16 protein-coding genes and 1 other RNA gene are annotated in these 16,638 nt (G+C 60.8%); 15 read left to right on the top strand and 2 right to left on the bottom strand.

Annotated features, from left to right (window positions below; all coding sequences use genetic code 11):
• The first annotated feature begins 54 nt into the window (after positions 1–54).
• The 4 genes from L6418_RS08420 (at position 55) to L6418_RS08405 (ending at position 3,578) form a co-directional block, all read left to right on the top strand.
• Positions 55–423, top strand: coding sequence for a hypothetical protein (locus L6418_RS08420; protein ID WP_237246479.1), 369 nt, complete (start codon positions 55–57; stop codon positions 421–423).
• 70 nt (positions 424–493) lie between these two features.
• Positions 494–2,317: a bifunctional tRNA (5-methylaminomethyl-2-thiouridine)(34)-methyltransferase MnmD/FAD-dependent 5-carboxymethylaminomethyl-2-thiouridine(34) oxidoreductase MnmC gene (mnmC, locus tag L6418_RS08415; protein ID WP_237246478.1), complete on the top strand. Its 1,824-nt coding sequence runs from the start codon at positions 494–496 to the stop codon at positions 2,315–2,317.
• A gap of 6 nt (positions 2,318–2,323) precedes the next feature.
• Positions 2,324–3,169 carry an SAM-dependent methyltransferase gene (locus L6418_RS08410; RefSeq protein WP_237246477.1) on the top strand — a complete coding sequence of 282 codons (846 nt, stop codon included), beginning with the start codon at positions 2,324–2,326 and terminating at the stop codon, positions 3,167–3,169.
• A gap of 4 nt (positions 3,170–3,173) precedes the next feature.
• Positions 3,174–3,578 (top strand): group II truncated hemoglobin, encoded by a 405-nt coding sequence (locus L6418_RS08405; RefSeq protein ID WP_237246476.1) that lies wholly within the window; start codon positions 3,174–3,176, stop codon positions 3,576–3,578.
• Here the strand turns inward: L6418_RS08405 and ylqF are convergent.
• On the bottom strand, positions 3,560–4,468 hold the full coding sequence (ylqF, locus tag L6418_RS08400) for a ribosome biogenesis GTPase YlqF (protein WP_237246475.1): 909 nt from the start codon (positions 4,466–4,468) through the stop codon (positions 3,560–3,562). The two genes, L6418_RS08405 and ylqF, sit on opposite strands and share 19 nt — an antisense overlap.
• Before the next feature lie 255 nt (positions 4,469–4,723).
• Between ylqF and L6418_RS08395 the strand changes: the two genes are divergently transcribed.
• The 11 genes from L6418_RS08395 to L6418_RS08345 all read left to right on the top strand — a co-directional run bounded on the left by L6418_RS08395 (position 4,724) and on the right by L6418_RS08345 (position 14,994).
• On the top strand, positions 4,724–6,118 hold the full coding sequence (locus tag L6418_RS08395; protein ID WP_237246474.1) for a GGDEF domain-containing protein: 1,395 nt from the start codon (positions 4,724–4,726) through the stop codon (positions 6,116–6,118).
• Positions 6,119–6,180: 62 nt separating this feature from the next.
• Positions 6,181–7,707, top strand: coding sequence for a fumarate hydratase (locus L6418_RS08390; protein WP_237246473.1), 1,527 nt, complete (start codon positions 6,181–6,183; stop codon positions 7,705–7,707).
• Between the two features lie 129 nt (positions 7,708–7,836).
• Positions 7,837–7,935: signal recognition particle sRNA small type (gene ffs / locus L6418_RS08385), an RNA gene on the top strand.
• Between the two features lie 50 nt (positions 7,936–7,985).
• Positions 7,986–9,587: a DNA polymerase III subunit gamma/tau gene (gene dnaX / locus L6418_RS08380; protein WP_237246472.1), complete on the top strand. Its 1,602-nt coding sequence runs from the start codon at positions 7,986–7,988 to the stop codon at positions 9,585–9,587.
• Between the two features lie 174 nt (positions 9,588–9,761).
• Complete coding sequence (locus L6418_RS08375; RefSeq protein WP_237246471.1) at positions 9,762–10,085, top strand: YbaB/EbfC family nucleoid-associated protein; 324 nt, start codon at positions 9,762–9,764, stop codon at positions 10,083–10,085.
• Positions 10,085–10,684 (top strand): recombination mediator RecR, encoded by a 600-nt coding sequence (gene recR / locus L6418_RS08370; protein WP_237246470.1) that lies wholly within the window; start codon positions 10,085–10,087, stop codon positions 10,682–10,684. The genes L6418_RS08375 and recR overlap by 1 nt, the downstream gene beginning before the upstream one ends.
• Positions 10,681–11,523 carry a 23S rRNA pseudouridine(2605) synthase RluB gene (gene rluB / locus L6418_RS08365; RefSeq protein ID WP_237246469.1) on the top strand — a complete coding sequence of 281 codons (843 nt, stop codon included), beginning with the start codon at positions 10,681–10,683 and terminating at the stop codon, positions 11,521–11,523. Before recR ends, rluB begins: the two co-directional genes overlap by 4 nt.
• Positions 11,524–11,621: 98 nt before the next feature.
• A complete protein-coding gene (locus L6418_RS08360; protein ID WP_237246468.1) occupies positions 11,622–12,845 on the top strand; it encodes a PEGA domain-containing protein in 1,224 nt (407 codons plus the stop codon).
• Between the two features lie 37 nt (positions 12,846–12,882).
• Positions 12,883–13,281, top strand: coding sequence for a TssQ family T6SS-associated lipoprotein (locus tag L6418_RS08355; RefSeq protein ID WP_237246467.1), 399 nt, complete (start codon positions 12,883–12,885; stop codon positions 13,279–13,281).
• A 17-nt stretch (positions 13,282–13,298) separates the two neighbouring features.
• On the top strand, positions 13,299–14,531 hold the full coding sequence (locus tag L6418_RS08350; RefSeq protein WP_237246466.1) for a serine/threonine-protein kinase: 1,233 nt from the start codon (positions 13,299–13,301) through the stop codon (positions 14,529–14,531).
• Positions 14,532–14,553: 22 nt separating this feature from the next.
• A complete protein-coding gene (locus tag L6418_RS08345; protein WP_237246465.1) occupies positions 14,554–14,994 on the top strand; it encodes a protein YgfX in 441 nt (146 codons plus the stop codon).
• Here L6418_RS08345 and nadB read toward each other — a convergent pair.
• Complete coding sequence (nadB, locus tag L6418_RS08340; RefSeq protein WP_269807799.1) at positions 14,979–16,568, bottom strand: L-aspartate oxidase; 1,590 nt, start codon at positions 16,566–16,568, stop codon at positions 14,979–14,981. The two genes, L6418_RS08345 and nadB, sit on opposite strands and share 16 nt — an antisense overlap.
• Positions 16,569–16,638 lie beyond the last annotated feature (70 nt).

Genomic DNA, 16,638 nt, shown 5'->3' with positions numbered 1-16,638 from the left:
AACGAAGCTGCTCGTTATCGGGATCATTCAATTTCATCGGGAGAGTAGAAAGATATGCGTAATCTGATCGTTGTCGCCATTGCCTCGTTGTTCCTCGCCAACACAGCGTTTGCCGCATCCTGTGCGGATCAGGCCGCCGAGAAGAAACTGGCGGGTGCCGCCAAGAACAGTTTCATGACCAAATGCGAGAAGGATGCTGCCGCATCCGCTCCGGCGCCAACCGCTTGCGAAGCCCAGGCTGCCGAGAAGAAGCTGGCCGGCGCTGCCAAAAACAGTTTCATGAAGAAGTGCGAGGCGAATGCCGCCGCTCCGGCTGCCGCGCCAGCCGCACCTTCCTGCGCCGACAAGGCTGCGGAAAAGAAACTGGCCGGCGCTGCCAAGAACAACTTCATGAAGAAATGCGAAGCTGACGCGAAGAAGTAAGCCGGACTGGTTCCGGTCTGGACGATCCCGGCGGGCCATGCCCGCCGGAACTTTTTGCGGGAACGACTCAATGCTCGATTGGAAGGATGGCCTGCCTTATTCGGTACGCTACGGTGACGTCTATTTTTCCGCCGATTCCGGCCTCGGGGAGACCCGCCATGTGTTCCTGCAAGGCAACGGGCTGGAGGAACGTTTTGCGGCGCTGCCCGCAGGTGCGAATTTCTGCATAGGCGAGACCGGCTTTGGCACCGGACTGAATTTCCTTTGCGCCTGGCAATTGTTCGAGCAAACCGCCGCGCAGGGAGCGAGCCTGGATTTCTTCAGCGTCGAGAAATTCCCGCTGCACGATGGCGAATTGCGCGCAGCTTTGGCGTTGTGGCCCGAACTGCAGGTGCAGGCCGAGCAGTTGCTGGCGCGCTGGCATCGCCGCGTGCCGGGCTGGAACCGCTGGAGCTTTGCCGGCGGGCGGGTGCGACTGACCCTGGCAATCGAGGATGCCGCGCAGGCCTTGCCGCAATTGCAGCCGGGCTGCGTGGACGCATGGTTCCTCGACGGTTTCTCCCCGGCCAGGAACCCGGACATGTGGAACGAGGCGGTACTGTCCGGCGTTGCGCGTGCCTCGTGCGCCGGTGCGACATTGGCGACCTATACCAGCGCAGGCTGGGTGCGGCGCGGCTTGCAGCAGGCAGGTTACAAGATGGAGCGGGTACCGGGCTTCGGGCGCAAGCGCGAGATGATGCGCGGCGGTATGCCCGGCGCCGGGAAGGCCCGGACCACGCCGGCTTCGGCGCTGGTGATCGGAGGCGGGCTGGCAGGGTGTGCGGCTGCCCATGCCATGGCGCAGCGCGGCGTCGAGGTTACGCTGATCGATCGTGCCCCCATGCTGGCCAGTGCCGCATCGGGCAATCCGCGCGGCATTCTGCATGCGCGTTTCGCTGCCGGCATGGCGCCGTTGCATCGGCTGGTGCTGGCGGGATATGGCCATGCGCTGGGCTTGCTTGATGAGGTGTTGCCGGCAGACGGGGTGGTGCGTGCCGAATGCGGACTGCTGCAGCTTGCGAGCACCGACGCCGAGGCGAAGCGCATTGCCAGACTGTCGGCATTGGAGTGGCCTGCCCATCTGCTGCAGGTGGTGGATGCGGTGGCCGCTTCCGGGTTGGCGGGCTTGCCGATGATGCATGGCGGGCTATGGTTTCCGGGCGGCGGCTGGGTGGTGCCGCCGCAACTGTGTGCCCGTCTGGCGGATCATCCTCGCATCACGCTGCATCTCGGCAGTGAGGTGACTGCGTTGACGCCCCATGCCGGCGGCTGGCGCGCCAGCGGCGATGGCTTTGTCGTCGAGGCGGAACAGGCGGTGGTGTGCAGCAGCCACCAGGCGAGGGATTTGAGCCAGTTCGCGGACTTCCCGCTGCAGGCGGTGCGCGGACAGATCAGCGAGCTGCCTGCAACGAGTGAGAGCGGGAAATTGAAGGCGGTGCTATGCGCAGAAGGCTATTGCGCCCCGGCCCTGGCCGGCCGGCACGTGGCGGGTGCCACCACCACCTTCGATGACGAGGCGGTGGATGTGCGCGAGGCGGATCATGCGGATAACCTGGCCCAACTGGCCGCACACGTACCGACACTGTATCGGGCGCTGGGGCAGGTGGATGCCGCCCGACTGCGCGGCCGCGCCGGCGTGCGCTGCTCCGTGCCGGGCGCAACGCCGCTGGCGGGCGAGGTGCTGCCGCAACTGTACTGCAGCCTGGCGCACGGCACGCGTGGCCTGCTCACTGCCGGGATCGCCGGGGAGGTGGTCGCCGCGGCGATGTGCGGGCATGTGGCGCCGTTGCCGTTAATGTTGCTGGACGCGCTGTCGCCGAAACGGTTGCGACGAAACGCTCTGGATGGGGAATAATGCCGCATGGCCAAGAATACCGAAAAACAGGAAATGAGCGAGATCCGTCCGGGCCAGTCCATCGAACTGCTGAAAGCGCTGCATATCCTGACGCGCGACGGCAGGATGAACCAGGACTCGCGCCGCAAGCTGAAGCAGGTTTATCACCTGTACCAGTTCATCGAACCCCTGTTGCTGGAGGCGAAGCGGGCGCGCGGGACCATTACGCTGGTGGATCACGGAGCGGGCAAGTCGTATCTCGGATTCATCCTGTACGATTTGTTCTTCAAGGCGCTGAACGATGCTTCGCATATTTTCGGCATAGAGACGCGCGAGGAGCTGGTGACGCATTCCCGTGCACTGGCCCGGCAGCTTGGTTTCGGCGGCATGTCGTTCATGAACCTGTCGGTGGCGGAATCCATCGTTTCGAACCAGCTGCCCACCAGGGTGGATGTGGTGACTGCATTGCATGCCTGCGATACTGCGACCGACGATGCGATCGACTTTGCACTGAAGAAGCAGGCGCAATTCATTGTGCTGGTACCGTGCTGTCAGGCGGAGGTGGCGGCAGTGCTGCGCAAGAACAAGGGCAGGCAGTCGGCGAAGGATGCGCTGACCGAGCTGTGGCGGCATCCCATCCATACGCGCGAATTCGGCAGCCATCTCACCAATGTGCTGCGCTGCCTGCAACTGGAGGCGCATGGCTATCAGGTGACGGTGACGGAGCTGGTGGGCTGGGAACATTCGATGAAGAACGAGCTGATCATCGCCAGTTACAAAGACCTGCCGCGCAAGCGCGCGGCGGAGCGCTTGAACGAAGTGTTGCACAGCGTGGGCCTGGAAGAGATGAGCTCGCGGTTTTTTACGGAGTAGAAAGATGCAGATCAGCAATGACAAGCGCTCGCATTACGAGCGTATCGGCGGCGAGGCAAAAGTGCGGGAACTGGTGCAGCGCTTCTATCACCTGATGGACGAATTGCCGGAAGCGTACGGCATACGCAAGATGCACCAGCCGAGCCTGCAAGGTGCCGAAGACAAACTGTTCATGTTCCTGTCGGGCTGGATGGGCGGCCCGCCGCTGTTCGTGGAAAAGTTCGGCCATCCGGCGCTGCGCATGCGCCATATGCCGTTCTCCATCGGCAAGTCGGAACGCGATCAGTGGCTGCTGTGCATGGGGCAGGCGCTGGATGAAGTGGTGGAAGAGGAAGCGCTGCGCAACGAACTCAAGGCGGCCTTCATCAAGGTGGCCGATTTCATGCGCAATCAGTCCGAGCCGGACTGATCCTCGGCAGTTTCCATGTCTGGCTGCGGGGCGGATGTCCGCAGCATCTCGGCGCGGGTCGCCGGTGTCTCCAGGCTGATGCGGCCGAGCGCGCCGGTGCGGTAGTCCTGCAGCAAGGTCATGGCTGCCTTTTCCAGGTCGAGATCCTTGCCGCGGATGCGGTAGCCGCGCAGCCTGGCGATGGCCTCGATGAGGGCGTAGCCGTCCATGTTGTCGAGCGGGAACTTGTAGCGCTGCCGGAGCAGATCCGGGTAGCGCGCCAGCAGCAGGTCGCCCAGGAAGGCGGCGACCTCTTCGTCGATGATGGCATTGCGGCCGATGCTGTGGCTGGCGGCGAGCATCAGTCCGTCGCTTTCGTAGGCGATTTTCGGCCACATCAGGCCCGGTGTGTCGATCAGGATGATATGGTCGTTCAGGTCGAAACTCTGCTGGTTCTTGGTGATGGCAGGCTCGTCGCCGACCGCGACGGCGCGGCGCTTGAGCAGGGTGTTCATCAGCGTGGATTTACCCACGTTGGGGATGCCCATGATCATGATGCGCAACGGCTTGAGCGGCGTGCCGCGATGCGGTGCGAGCGGCAGGCACAGCTTGGGGATCTTCGCTGCGTCGCCCGCTTTCTTGCACGAAAGCGCGACCGCATGCACGCCTTCCTGTTTGTTGTAGTGCTCCAGCCAGGCCTGTGTTGCCGCCGGATCGGCAAGGTCGGTCTTGTTCAGCACCTTGAGGCAGGGGCGCTGACGATGCAGGCGCAGCTCGCGGATCATCGGATTGCTCCCGGCTTCCGGCACGCGTGCGTCCAGCACCTCGATGACCACATCGATGCGTGCCATGGTTTCGGCGGCTTTCTTGCGCGCCGAGGTCATATGGCCGGGAAACCATTGGATCGCCATTTTTGCCAACTCGTTCGGATCGGGGCGCGCATTCTACCTTGATTGGCATGCTTCACGCCTTCATTCAGGCGCAGTGGCCGATATGGGCGGGCGCGGAAATGCGCTGTAGAATGGCGCCAACGGTATTGACTGAGGCCTGCAGGCGGTCCGGCGCAGGGCCGGGAGCGGTACGGAAGGCACGGCGGAATTTGCATGGAGCGTCGGCTTCCGTACGGATAAGAATAAAACGACGCATGTTTCTTTAGGGTGGATGCAATGCCAAATCAGCCAGCTGTTGCCAATCGCGGCAAAGTGTTCCTCGCCACCAAAATATACGAATACCTGCTGAAGGCGGCGCTGGCCCTGGTTCCGTCGCTCGGGATAGGGTACCTGCAGATATACCAGAGTCCGCTGCTCTGTACTGTGGGGCATACATTGCACGATGCCGCCATCGTGGCCTCCCTGCTGGTCAGCGGTTTCGTGGCCTACGTCACCTGGCGCTGCTATCGATATTCCGGCGAACCGTTCTTGCGCTGGCTGGCGCTGGGTTTCATCGGGGTCACCGTCGTCTATGCCCCGCACGGGTTGTTCACCGGGATTTCGGACCTGCATCTGGAATTGTTCCTGTTATACGGCCCAGCCTCCCGTCTTGTGATGATGTTGCTGCTGTTCATCGGGCTGCTGCACTACGGGCGGAGCGAGGATACGCAGGAGGACAAGGACAATCCCGCACGCTGGTGGTTGTGGCTGATGCTCTTCATCATCATCGATCTGGCCGTTGCGCTGATTGCGGAGACCGGGGCGGTCCGGTTGCTCGATTGGCGCTTCTGGATGGAGTCCGGCGCCCTGTTCATCGCATTGGCCGGGGTGGTCATCGTTTTGGCCCGGCATCGCTCGTCGCCGTTGATGATGACCTATGCCTTGTCGCTGGCATTTTTTGCCCAGGCTTCGGTTGCCTTCCTGCTGTCCAGTCCCTGGAACCATCAGTGGTGGTATGCCCACGTGATCTTCGCGACGGGTTTCTTCATCCTGAGCTATGGCGTGGTGCGGGCGTTCCATACCACGGGCGCCTTTTCCACCGTATATGGCCTGGAAGAACTGATGGAACGGCTGCGTGTCGAGAAGAGCCATACCGAGGCTGCCTTGCGCCAGCTGCAGGCAGCGAATGCCGAATTGGCCTGGATGGCGTCGACCGACTCTTTGACCGGGGCGAGCAACCGCCGTCATTTCCTTGAATGTGCCGCAGTCGAATCCGGGCGGGCCAGGCGCAATGGCCTGCCGATCTCGCTGCTGGCGCTGGATATCGATCATTTCAAGGCGGTGAACGATGAATATGGGCATCAGGCCGGGGATACGGTACTTAAATCGCTGGTCGAGGGCATCATGGAAACGCTGCGTCCGCACGATATCGTCGGGCGCATCGGCGGCGAAGAGTTCATGGTGCTGTTGCCGGATACCTCGCATGCGGCGGCAGCCGTTCTGGCCGAGCGCATCCGCAGCAAGGTGGAAGGGCTGGATATCCCGATCGCAGGGGAGACTTTGCGGGTCACGGTGAGTATCGGCATCGCCGAGTTCGGGCTGGACGGCGATACGCGGGATGTGGTGTTCAAGGTGGCCGATGATCGTCTGTACCGGGCCAAACATGCGGGGCGGAATCGCGTCGTCGCCTGAATTGACGCTCCTCGCGTTGCCTTCCATAATCGGCCACATTCCATTCCTACCTTGAGGTCGCCATGAGCGCCATCCGTCAGCAGGATTTCATCGACAGCATCGCCGATGCCTTGCAGTTCATCTCTTACTACCACCCGGAAGATTATGTCCAGTCGCTGGCGGCAGCATACCGGCGCGAGGAATCGCCTGCGGCGAAGGATGCGATGGCGCAGATCCTGACCAATTCACGCATGTGCGCGCTGGGCAAGCGACCGATCTGCCAGGATACCGGCATCGTGGTGGCTTTTGTGCGTGTCGGCATGGAGGTGCGCTGGGAAGGTGTTTCGATGAGCATCGCCGAGATGGTGAATGCCGGTGTGCGCCAGGCTTATCTCGATCCCGATAATGTGTTGCGGGCATCTATCGTGGCGGATCCGGCGGGCAGGCGCAAGAACACGGGTGACAATACGCCTGCCGTGGTGCATTTCGACATCGTGCCGGGGAACAGGATCGAAGTGGATGTCGCGGCCAAGGGCGGCGGTTCGGAGAACAAGTCGCGTTTCGCCATGCTCAATCCGAGCGACGACATCGTGGAGTGGGTGGTCAGCCAGTTGCCCGGCATGGGGGCCGGCTGGTGTCCGCCGGGGCAACTGGGCATCGGGATCGGCGGCACGGCAGAGAAGGCCATGCTGCTGGCGAAGGAAGCGCTGATGCAGCCGATCGACATGACCGAACTCAAGGCGCGTGGCGCAAGGAATCGCCTGGAGGAATTGCGCATCGAGATCTATGATCGTGTCAACGCGCTGGGTATCGGTGCTCAAGGCCTGGGCGGGCTGACGACGGTGCTCGACGTCAAGATCCTCGATTATCCGACCCATGCGGCGTCCAAGCCGATTGCGCTGATCCCCAACTGCGCGGCGACGCGGCATGTGCATTTCATGCTGGATGGCAGCGGCGTGGCGCAGTTCGTCCCGCCGAGGATCGAAGATTACCCGGATGTACACTGGCAGCCGGCGCAGGACGCGCGCCGCGTGGACCTGGGGCGTGTGACGCGTGCCGATATCGCGCAATGGCAGCCGGGCGAGACCTTGCTGCTTTCAGGCAAGCTGTTGACCGGGCGCGATGCAGCGCATAAACGTATCGTCGATTTGCTGGCGAAGGGCGAAAAGTTGCCCGTCGACGTGGATTTTAACGGTCGTTTCATTTACTATGTCGGCCCGGTCGATCCGGTGCGCGACGAGGTGGTAGGGCCCGCCGGACCGACGACGGCGACGCGCATGGACAAGTTCACCGAGACCATGCTGGCGCAGACCGGTTTGATCGGCATGATCGGCAAAGCGGAGCGCGGCAAGGTCGGTCTTGAGGCAATCAAAAAACACGCAGCAGTGTATCTGATGGCGATAGGCGGTGCCGCCTATCTGGTGTCCAAGGCGATACGCAGCGCGAAAGTGGTGGCCTTTGCCGATCTTGGCATGGAAGCCATCTACGAGTTCGATGTGCAGGATATGCCGGTGACCGTGGCAGTGGATACGCAAGGCCGTTCGGTGCATGAGATCGGCCCGGCGGAGTGGAAGAAGCGGATCGGGATGATTCCGCTGACACAAGTTTAGTGATCTGGTTTTGTGTTTTTGCGGTGGATGAACTGCAAAAATGCTGAAATGGTTCAGCAACTGCAGCGAGCAGCGCCAGGACGAGGCGATAGGCGCCGTCCAGCAGGTTGATGGGCCATTTATTGGTTTGGCGGGTCTCCCCGCATTACAGCGCAGTGAACCTGGTCAGGTCCGGAAGGAAGCAGCCACAGCTGATGTCTGTAAGTGCCGGGGGTAAGGCTCGCCTCCTTATTTTCGAGGGAGTCACACTCGATCATGGATGGTGAAATGGGAGCTATATGTCTGCTACCTCGGTTCTAGCGCGCAAATGGCGCCCCAGAAGTTTCGCCCAGCTGGCGGGGCAGGAGCACGTCGTACAGGCGCTGACCAATGCGCTGACGCAGAACCGGCTGCACCATGCCTATCTTTTCACCGGCACGCGTGGTGTGGGCAAGACCACCATCGCGCGCATCTTTGCCAAATCCCTGAATTGCGAAACCGGTGTCACGCCTGCACCCTGCGGCGTGTGCAGCGCCTGCACCGAGATCGACAGCGGACGTTTCGTCGACCTGATCGAGCTGGATGCGGCCTCGAACACGCAGGTCGACAACATGCGGGAGCTGCTGGAGAGTGCGCTGTATGCGCCAACCAGCGGGCGCTTCAAGGTGTACATCATCGACGAAGTGCACATGCTGTCCAAATCGGCCTTCAATGCGATGCTGAAGACGCTGGAAGAGCCGCCGGCGCATGTGAAGTTCATCCTCGCCACTACCGATCCGCAGAAGATCCCGGTCACTGTGCTGTCGCGCTGCCTGCAGTTCAATCTCAAGCAACTGCCGCCGGCGTTGATCAATACCCACCTGCAATACGTGCTGGAGCAGGAGGGGATCCCGTTCGAGAACGGCGCACTGAATCTGGTGGCGCGCGCCGCGCAAGGCAGCATGCGCGATGCGCTGAGCCTGATGGACCAGGCCATCGCCTATTCTTCCGGCAAGGTGGACGAAGCGCTGGTGCGCACCATGCTCGGGGCGATCGACCAAGGCTATCTGTTCGATCTGCTGCAGACTTTGCGGGCGGGCGACGGCGCTGGCCTGTTGCGCATTGCCGACGATATGGCCATGCGCAGCCTGGCGTTCGAGGCGGCTTTGCAGGATATGGCGACATTGCTGCATCGCATCGCGCTGGCGCAGACCATTCCGCAGGCGATACCGGATGATGAGCCGGAGCGGGCGCGCCTGTTTGAACTGGCGCAGCAGTACACGCCGGAAGAGATCCAGCTGAACTATCAGATCGCCATCCACGGGCGCAACGAGATCGATCTGGCCCCGGACGAATACGCCGGATTCACCATGACGCTGTTGCGCATGCTGGCTTTTGCGCCGCAGGGGGCGGCGGCAGGTGCCGGGCCGGCGGCGCCGCGGACCTCCGCGGTGACGCCGGGCGCAACCAGGCACGTCGCCGCAGAACCCGCTCCGGTCAGGCAGGAGGCTGCTCCGGTGCGGAATGTGGCAGGTACCGCCGACCTGGACTGGAACACATTGCTGTCGCAACTCAACCTGCAAGGCATGGCGCGCGAACTGGCGAAGAACAGCGTACTGGCGAGCTTTTCGGATGACCGTATGGTGCTGAGCCTGGCGCCTCAGTACAAGCATCTGCAGGGCAACAAGCTGGCACAGGACAAGCTGCAGGCGGCATTGAGCGATTATTTCGTCAAGCCGGTCAGGCTGGCCGTGGAACTGGCTGCGGTAAAGGATGTCGCAACCCCCGCTGCGGTGGAGCAGCATGAGAAACAGACGCGCCAGCAGCAGGCTGAAGAGGCGATCAGGCATGATGCGTTCGTGCGTGAGGCGCAAGCGCATCTGGGGGCGCAGGTGATCGAAGGGTCCATCAGACCCGTTTAACGATGATGGTGCAGGTTTTGAACCATCATCGTTTCCCTCACCCCCGTTCCCCCTCTGGTGGGACGATTAGCCATTCGACTAAGCCCGCAAGCGGGCAAGTCGCTGGTTATCCCGGCGGGCGAGGGGTACAGTAAGTCGCGATGCGGGATTTTGAATTTTTCGGAGGAAGCAGAAATGATGAAGGGCGGATTGGCCGGGCTGATGAAGCAGGCTCAACAGATGCAGGCGAACATGAAGAAGGCGCAGGACGAGTTGGCCACCGTCGAGGTGGAAGGGCAGTCCGGCTCCGGCATGGTCAAGGTGACGATGACCTGTGCGCACGAGGTGCGCCGTGTCAGTCTGGACCAGAGCGTGCTCGACGACAAGGAGATGCTGGAGGACCTGATCGTGGCTGCCTTGAACGACGCCAACAAGAAAGCCGCCGAGACTTCGCAGAAGCGCATGAGCGGCTTCACCGCCGGGATGAACCTGCCGCCCGGCATGAGCCTGCCGTTTTAATGAACACACCTTCCAGTCTGGAAGCGCTGATCGACGCTTTGCGCTGTCTGCCGGGGGTGGGGCCGAAATCGGCGCAGCGTATGGCTTACCATCTGTTGCAGCGCGACAGGCAGGGGGCGCTGCATCTGGCGCGGTCGCTCGATCATGCGGTGGCAAGCGTCAAGCATTGCAGCAAATGCAACAATTTCTCCGAGGATGATATCTGTACTCTGTGCCGTTCGTCGCGGCGAGAGACGGATATGCTGTGCGTGGTGGAAATGCCGGCGGATCTGCTGATGATGGAGCAGGCGCAATGCTATCGAGGCATGTACTTTGTCCTGATGGGGCGGCTTTCGCCGCTGGACGGGGTCGGCGCGCGCGAATTGCCGCTCGAGCGCTTGCTCGGGCGCGCCAGGGAGTTGTCGTGCGAGGTCATCCTGGCGACCAACTTCACTGTCGAAGGGGAAGCGACGGCGCATTATCTGGCGACACTGCTGCGTTCGCAGGGCGTCAAGGTGTCGCGTATCGCCCGCGGCTTGCCGGTGGGCGGCGAACTTGAGCATGTGGACAGCGGGACATTGGCGCAAGCCGTGCTGGAAAGAAGGGCGGTGACGGAATGAACGATCAAGCCGGAACAACCCCGGCGGGAGAGCGCCTGCAAAAAGTGCTTGCCCAGGCGGGGATCGGCTCGCGCCGCGAAATGGAGGAATGGATCAGCGCCGGCCGCGTGGTGGTGAATGGCACTGTGGCAACCTTGGGGATGCGCGTATCCGAGGGCGACAAGATCCAGGTGGACGGGCGCCATGTGCGCCTCCAGCTGCAGTCTGAGCCGGCTTTGCCGCGGGTGCTGCTGTACCACAAGCAGGAAGGGGAGATCGTCAGCCGCGACGACCCGAAAGAACGCGCCAATGTGTTCGATGCGCTGCCGAAACTGCGCGGGCAGAAATGGATTGCCATCGGACGCCTGGATTTCAACACCAGCGGGCTGCTCATTTTCACCACCTCGGGAGAGTTGGCGAACCGCCTGATGCACCCTCGTTTCGAGGTGGAACGCGAATACGCAGTGCGGGTTCAGGGCGAAATGACGCCGGACCAGATGCGCCAGATGACCAAACAGGGCATCGAACTGGAAGATGGCGTGGTGCGTTTCGAGCAGTTGAGCGACGAAGGAGGGGAGGGTTTCAACCATTGGTATCGGCTGGTACTCAAGGAGGGGCGCAACCGCGTGGTGCGCCGTACCTTCGAGGCGCTGGGCCTGCCGGTCAGCCGCCTGATGCGGGTGCGCTTCGGCATCATCAACCTGCCGCCGCGTATCAAGCGCGGCATGATGGCCGAACTGGGCGAGGGCGAAGTCAGGGCGATACTTGAATGGGTGGGTCTGCCGGCGGGTGTCGCCAGGCAGACGGTCGACGACGGGCGGCGTAGCAAACTGTTGCGCGCACGACCACGTAAAAATTAAAACTGGCGAGATTGACGTACAGTCGTTAAAATTCGCGGGGTTAAGTGGCATTCTTAAGCGATAACGGTAGCCGGGGCGTGAACAGCGAGCGGGAATAAATGGAAGAGCGAGGCAACAAGACCATCATCTGCAGCGTAGTTTTCTTGGATATCGTCGAATATTCAAAGAAATCCGTTTCGGGGCAGATATCGCTGAAAGAGCGCTTCAACGCCTTTCTGTCCATTGCCATCCGCGATGTGCCGGTCAACGACCGCATCATCCTCGATACCGGCGATGGGGCCGCAATCAGTTTCCTCGGCGATATCAGCGATGCCTTGCACGCCGCATTGAGCATGCGCAGCAGCTTGCTGAACGAAGGCGTGCGCATGGAGCCGCCATTGCTGGTTCGCATCGGCGTCAACCTGGGGCCAGTTCGGCTGGTCAAGGACATCAATGGACAGCCGAACATCGTCGGCGACGGCATCAATGTTGCGCAGCGCGTGATGGGATTCGCGGATCCCGGACAGATCCTGGTATCGCGCTCGTATTACGACGCGGTTTCGCGCTTGTCGCAGGAATACGCAGGCATGTTCCATTACCAGGGGTCGCGCACCGACAAGCATGTGCGGGAGCACGAGGTATATGCGATCGGGTATCCCGGCGATTTCACCTCGACACAGCGCACACTGGCCAAGCAATCCAGGCAGGCGGGGGCGACCGGTTTCAATGCATTCCTTTTCCGCCTGGAGAACTACTGGGATGCGTTCGTCGATACCATGGCCCGGTGGGAGCGTTATGCCATCAATGCGTTCCGCGATGCTTCAGGCGCGCAGCGCGCAGCGATCGTCGGGGTGGCTGCTGTCGTCCTGGTCTCGCTGATTGTCCTGACCGTCAAGCTTGCGAGCCGGCCTGAATCGAAGAAGGGGGCCGAGACAATCGCAGATCAGGGGCAGCTCAAACCGTCTGAAAAATCGCCTGAGGCGTCGGCTGGGGGGGGGGCGGAAGGAGGGGCGGTTGCAACGGATACCAAGGATGTTGCCCCGAAGTCAAAGAAAGCCCATTCCAGCGAGAAGAAGGTGCAGGGCGTCAAAGAAAGTTCTCGCGTGAGGACTCTGGCTGAAACCACCGGTGCGCCGGCAGTGGTGAGCCTTGGGGTGCAGCCTTGGGGCGAGATTTATCTGGATGGTAGAATGCAAGGCGTCAGTCCGCCGCTGATGGAATTGCAGGTCGTGGCGGGCAAGCACGAGATCAAGATTCGAAATACGACGTTCCCTACAATCACCAAGATCATTACGGTGAAGGCGGGCGAGAAAATAAAAATTAAGCACAAGTTCGCCAACTGACCAGTGTTGGCGTTGATAAAGGATTAGGAGAGTTTGGATGTTGGGTCGCCATAATGTGTTATTGGGCGCGACATTGCTATGGCTGCTGAGCGGCTGCCATACGTTGAATACCTGCGACGAATGCTGGTGGTACAACAGGACTGCCAGTCACAAGCTGAGCCAGGGCGTTGAGAATTACGAAGAAGGCAACTACATTGCCTCGGTGGAAGCCTTGAATACTGTGCTACAAACGAAATTGGCCGATAAGGATGATAAAGTGAGTGCATATAAATATCTGGCGTTCATACATTGCGTCTCGGGGCGAGAGAAGATGTGCTATGAGGCATTCAGGAAAGCGCTGTTGCTGAAGCCGACTTTTGAGTTGACCCCGGCTGAGGCAGGTCATCCGGTGTGGGGGCCGGTGTTCCGCAGCGCAAAAGCCAAATTCGGAAAATAACGGTTCCTCTCGGAAATATGATTAGTCATCTGGGGCGATATGAGATAGTAGGCGAACTTGGCCAAGGGGCGATGGGGGTCGTTTACAAGGCCACCGACCCCCTGATCGACCGCCTGGTCGCCATCAAGACCATCACTCTGAGCCTGGCGATGGAAGAGCGCGAGGAGTACGAGGGGCGTTTCTATCAGGAAGCCAAGGCAGCGGGCCGTCTGAGCCATCCCAATATCGTGACCATCTACGACGTCGGTCGTAGCGGCGATATCGCCTATATCGCGATGGAGTTCCTGCAGGGGCGGGAACTGCGCGACATACTCAACGACGAAAAGCTGCTGCCGGTCGACCAGGTGCTCGATATCGTGTCGCAGGTCGCGATGGGCCTGGCTTATGCCCACGAACACGGCATCGTCCATCGCGACATCAAGCCATCGAACATCATGGTGGGGCGAGACGGCCAGGTGAAGATCACCGATTTCGGCATCGCGCGCATGGCATCGGCTGCGGTACGCACCCAGACGGGGATGGTCCTCGGTTCGCCGAAATACATGTCGCCAGAGCAGGTGATGGGCAAGCTGACTGACCAGCGCTCGGATGTGTTTTCGCTGGGCGTAGTGCTGTACGAGATGTTGACGGGGCAGCCGCCATTCATGGGCGAGAACGTCAATGCCATCATGTACCAGACCCTCAATGCGATCCCGCAGCCGCCCAAGGCCCTGAACCCGGCAGTGCCGGAGATGCTCAACTTCATCGTTGCCAAGGCGCTGGCCAAGGACTTGGAGAATCGTTATCAGAATGCTCGCGATCTGGCGAATGACCTGCGGGCATGTCGGGGTACCATGCAGGGGACTGCAACCCCGGCCGTTACGACCTCTCCCGAAGTGCCTGGCCTGACCAATACCGCCTTTCCTGCCGAGGCTCCGGGGGATGCGGGGGAGGCCAAGGAGGATTCCGAAGCGGCAATCACCATGAGATTGTCGCCATCTTTTGATTCTGCCGGTGCGACCATGCGTCTGGCTGCGATGACGGCCAGCAAGGAAGATGTCGAGGAGTTATCCAAGACTTTCAAGATGGTGCGCCCGAGCATGGAAGATATCAATCGTGCCGCACCCCAGTCGCCGGTGTTCACCAGGCGCCCATTGGACAACGCCGCTCTTCCTGTGCAGGAGAGCCGGTCGAGCAAAGGCGGCGGCCTTATTCTGATGGCTATTGTGGCGTTGATCCTGATCGGTTTGATCTCGGCGCTGCTGTTCTAGCATTCACAACTACAAGGCTGGAATGCAGCGGTATTTCAAGTTACGCCCCTCCCGTTCCCTTGCGCTGTATCTTTTTATCCTGTGCGCGGCGGCGATTCTGGCGTTGTGGCAGTTGCCGCTGCCGACCTCGGTATTGCTGGCCTCGACATTGTTGATATTGTGCTGGGGGGGCTACTACCTGGTGCTGTCGGCCAACTTGCGCATGGGGCGTTCATGCGTGGCATTCCGGCTGGAAGAGCAGGAAGGGGTTGTACTGGTTCGGCGCGACGGCAGGCACTTGTCGTGCAAGATGGCCCCGGACAGCTTGGTGACGCCTTATCTGGTTATCCTGAACGTTGTGCCGGGCGAACGGCGGTGGCGTCGACAACTGTTGATTTTGCCGGATGCGATTGGCGAGGAGAGTTTCCGGCGTTTGCGTGTCGCCTTGCGATGGGGCGACAAGGAAAATCAGGCTGCCACGTAGCCCGGCGGTACCAGGACGGTCGGGATGGCGTCCGGCAAGGTCTGCGGGTAGTCCTTGCTGAAATGCAAGCCCCGGCTCTCGTGCCGGGAGAGCGCACTTTGTACGATGAGGTCTGCCGTCAGCACCAGATTGCGCAGTTCCAGCAGGTCTGCACTGACGTGGAAGTTGCTGTAATACTCATTGATCTCTTCATGCAGCAACTTGATCCGGTGTTGCGCCCGCTGCAGGCGTTTGGTGGTCCGTACGATGCCGACATAATCCCACATGAAGCGGCGCAATTCGTCCCAGTTATGGGATATCACCACCGTCTCATCTGCGTCCGTTACCCGACTTACATCCCATTGCGGAAGCTCGGGTATCGGTTTTGTCTGGCTGGTCAGAATGTCCCGGGAGGCCGCCTCGGCGAATACCAGGCATTCCAGCAGGGAGTTGCTGGCCAGTCGGTTGGCGCCATGCAGCCCGGTGCAGGCGGTTTCCCCGATCGCGTACAGCCCTTCAATATCGGTGCGACCATGCAGATCGGTCAACACGCCACCGCAGGTGAAGTGGACTGCGGGAACAACCGGGATGGGCTGCCGGGAGATGTCGATACCCAGCGCCATGCAGCGAGCATAGATCGTGGGGAAATGTTCCTGCAGGAAATCGACCGGCTGATGCGAGATATCCAGGTATACGCAATCCAGGCCCCGTTTTTTCATTTCGAAGTCGATCGCGCGAGCAACGACGTCGCGTGGGGCCAAATCGGCGCGTTCGTCATGCCATGGCATGAATCGTGTGCCATCGGGTAGCTTCAGCGTGCCGCCTTCGCCCCGCACCGCTTCGCTGATAAGGAAGGATTTGGCATGCGGGTGGTAGAGGCAGGTCGGGTGGAACTGGATGAATTCCATATTCGAAACGCGGCAGCCGGCACGCCAACCCATGGCGATGCCGTCGCCGGTGGCAGTATCGGGGTTGGTGGTGTACAGGTAAACCTTGCCTGCGCCCCCGGTGGCAAGCACGGTGTGATGTGCCGCAATGGTGACGACCTCGCCGTTCTGGCTGTTCAGGGCATAGGCACCATAGCAGTGGTTGTCATTGCGCCGGAGTTTTCTGCCTGTGATGAGGTCGATGGCAATATGCTGTTCCAGCAAGGTGATGTTTGAATGGGTGCGCACCTTGGCGGCAAGGGTGTCCTGTACGGCTTGTCCCGTAGCGTCGGCAACATGGATGATGCGCCTGTGGCTGTGCCCACCTTCGCGCGTGAGATGATAGCCGCTATCCGAATCGGCATCGCGGGTGAATGGTACGCCCTGGGAAATCAGCCATTCGATGGAGGCTGCGCCATGTTCTATAACAAAGCGCGTAGTGTCGGGATCGCAAAGGCCGGCCCCGGCAATCAGGGTGTCGTGGATATGTTCATCTAGCGAATCGTCCCGGGAAAGTACGGCCGCAATTCCACCCTGGGCTCGGGCGCTGGCGCCATCCAGCAGCGATTTCTTTGTAACGATGGCGATTTTTTGCTTATCTGCCAGCTTGAGCGCCAGAGACATGCCAGCCAGCCCACTACCAATAATTAGAGTATCGAAACGCAGCACGCTACTTGCCCAGTTGGATTGTATTTCCGGCGAACTATAGCAAAATTGGCGGGGGATCATACCAATGGAG

Origin of the sequence: Sideroxyarcus emersonii (assembly GCF_021654335.1) — a bacterium.
Classification (GTDB): domain Bacteria; phylum Pseudomonadota; class Gammaproteobacteria; order Burkholderiales; family Gallionellaceae; genus Sideroxyarcus; species Sideroxyarcus emersonii.
This window is presented reverse-complemented; position numbering and strand designations above follow the sequence as displayed.

Coding starts and splice junctions, on each gene's coding strand:
- L6418_RS08420 (WP_237246479.1), top strand. CDS start 55: ATGCGTAATCTGATCGTTGTCGCCATTGCCTCGTTGTTCCTCGCCAAC.
- mnmC (WP_237246478.1), top strand. CDS start 494: ATGCTCGATTGGAAGGATGGCCTGCCTTATTCGGTACGCTACGGTGAC.
- L6418_RS08410 (WP_237246477.1), top strand. CDS start 2,324: ATGGCCAAGAATACCGAAAAACAGGAAATGAGCGAGATCCGTCCGGGC.
- L6418_RS08405 (WP_237246476.1), top strand. CDS start 3,174: ATGCAGATCAGCAATGACAAGCGCTCGCATTACGAGCGTATCGGCGGC.
- ylqF (WP_237246475.1), bottom strand. CDS start 4,468: ATGGCGATCCAATGGTTTCCCGGCCATATGACCTCGGCGCGCAAGAAA.
- L6418_RS08395 (WP_237246474.1), top strand. CDS start 4,724: ATGCCAAATCAGCCAGCTGTTGCCAATCGCGGCAAAGTGTTCCTCGCC.
- L6418_RS08390 (WP_237246473.1), top strand. CDS start 6,181: ATGAGCGCCATCCGTCAGCAGGATTTCATCGACAGCATCGCCGATGCC.
- dnaX (WP_237246472.1), top strand. CDS start 7,986: ATGTCTGCTACCTCGGTTCTAGCGCGCAAATGGCGCCCCAGAAGTTTC.
- L6418_RS08375 (WP_237246471.1), top strand. CDS start 9,762: ATGATGAAGGGCGGATTGGCCGGGCTGATGAAGCAGGCTCAACAGATG.
- recR (WP_237246470.1), top strand. CDS start 10,085: ATGAACACACCTTCCAGTCTGGAAGCGCTGATCGACGCTTTGCGCTGT.
- rluB (WP_237246469.1), top strand. CDS start 10,681: ATGAACGATCAAGCCGGAACAACCCCGGCGGGAGAGCGCCTGCAAAAA.
- L6418_RS08360 (WP_237246468.1), top strand. CDS start 11,622: ATGGAAGAGCGAGGCAACAAGACCATCATCTGCAGCGTAGTTTTCTTG.
- L6418_RS08355 (WP_237246467.1), top strand. CDS start 12,883: ATGTTGGGTCGCCATAATGTGTTATTGGGCGCGACATTGCTATGGCTG.
- L6418_RS08350 (WP_237246466.1), top strand. CDS start 13,299: ATGATTAGTCATCTGGGGCGATATGAGATAGTAGGCGAACTTGGCCAA.
- L6418_RS08345 (WP_237246465.1), top strand. CDS start 14,554: ATGCAGCGGTATTTCAAGTTACGCCCCTCCCGTTCCCTTGCGCTGTAT.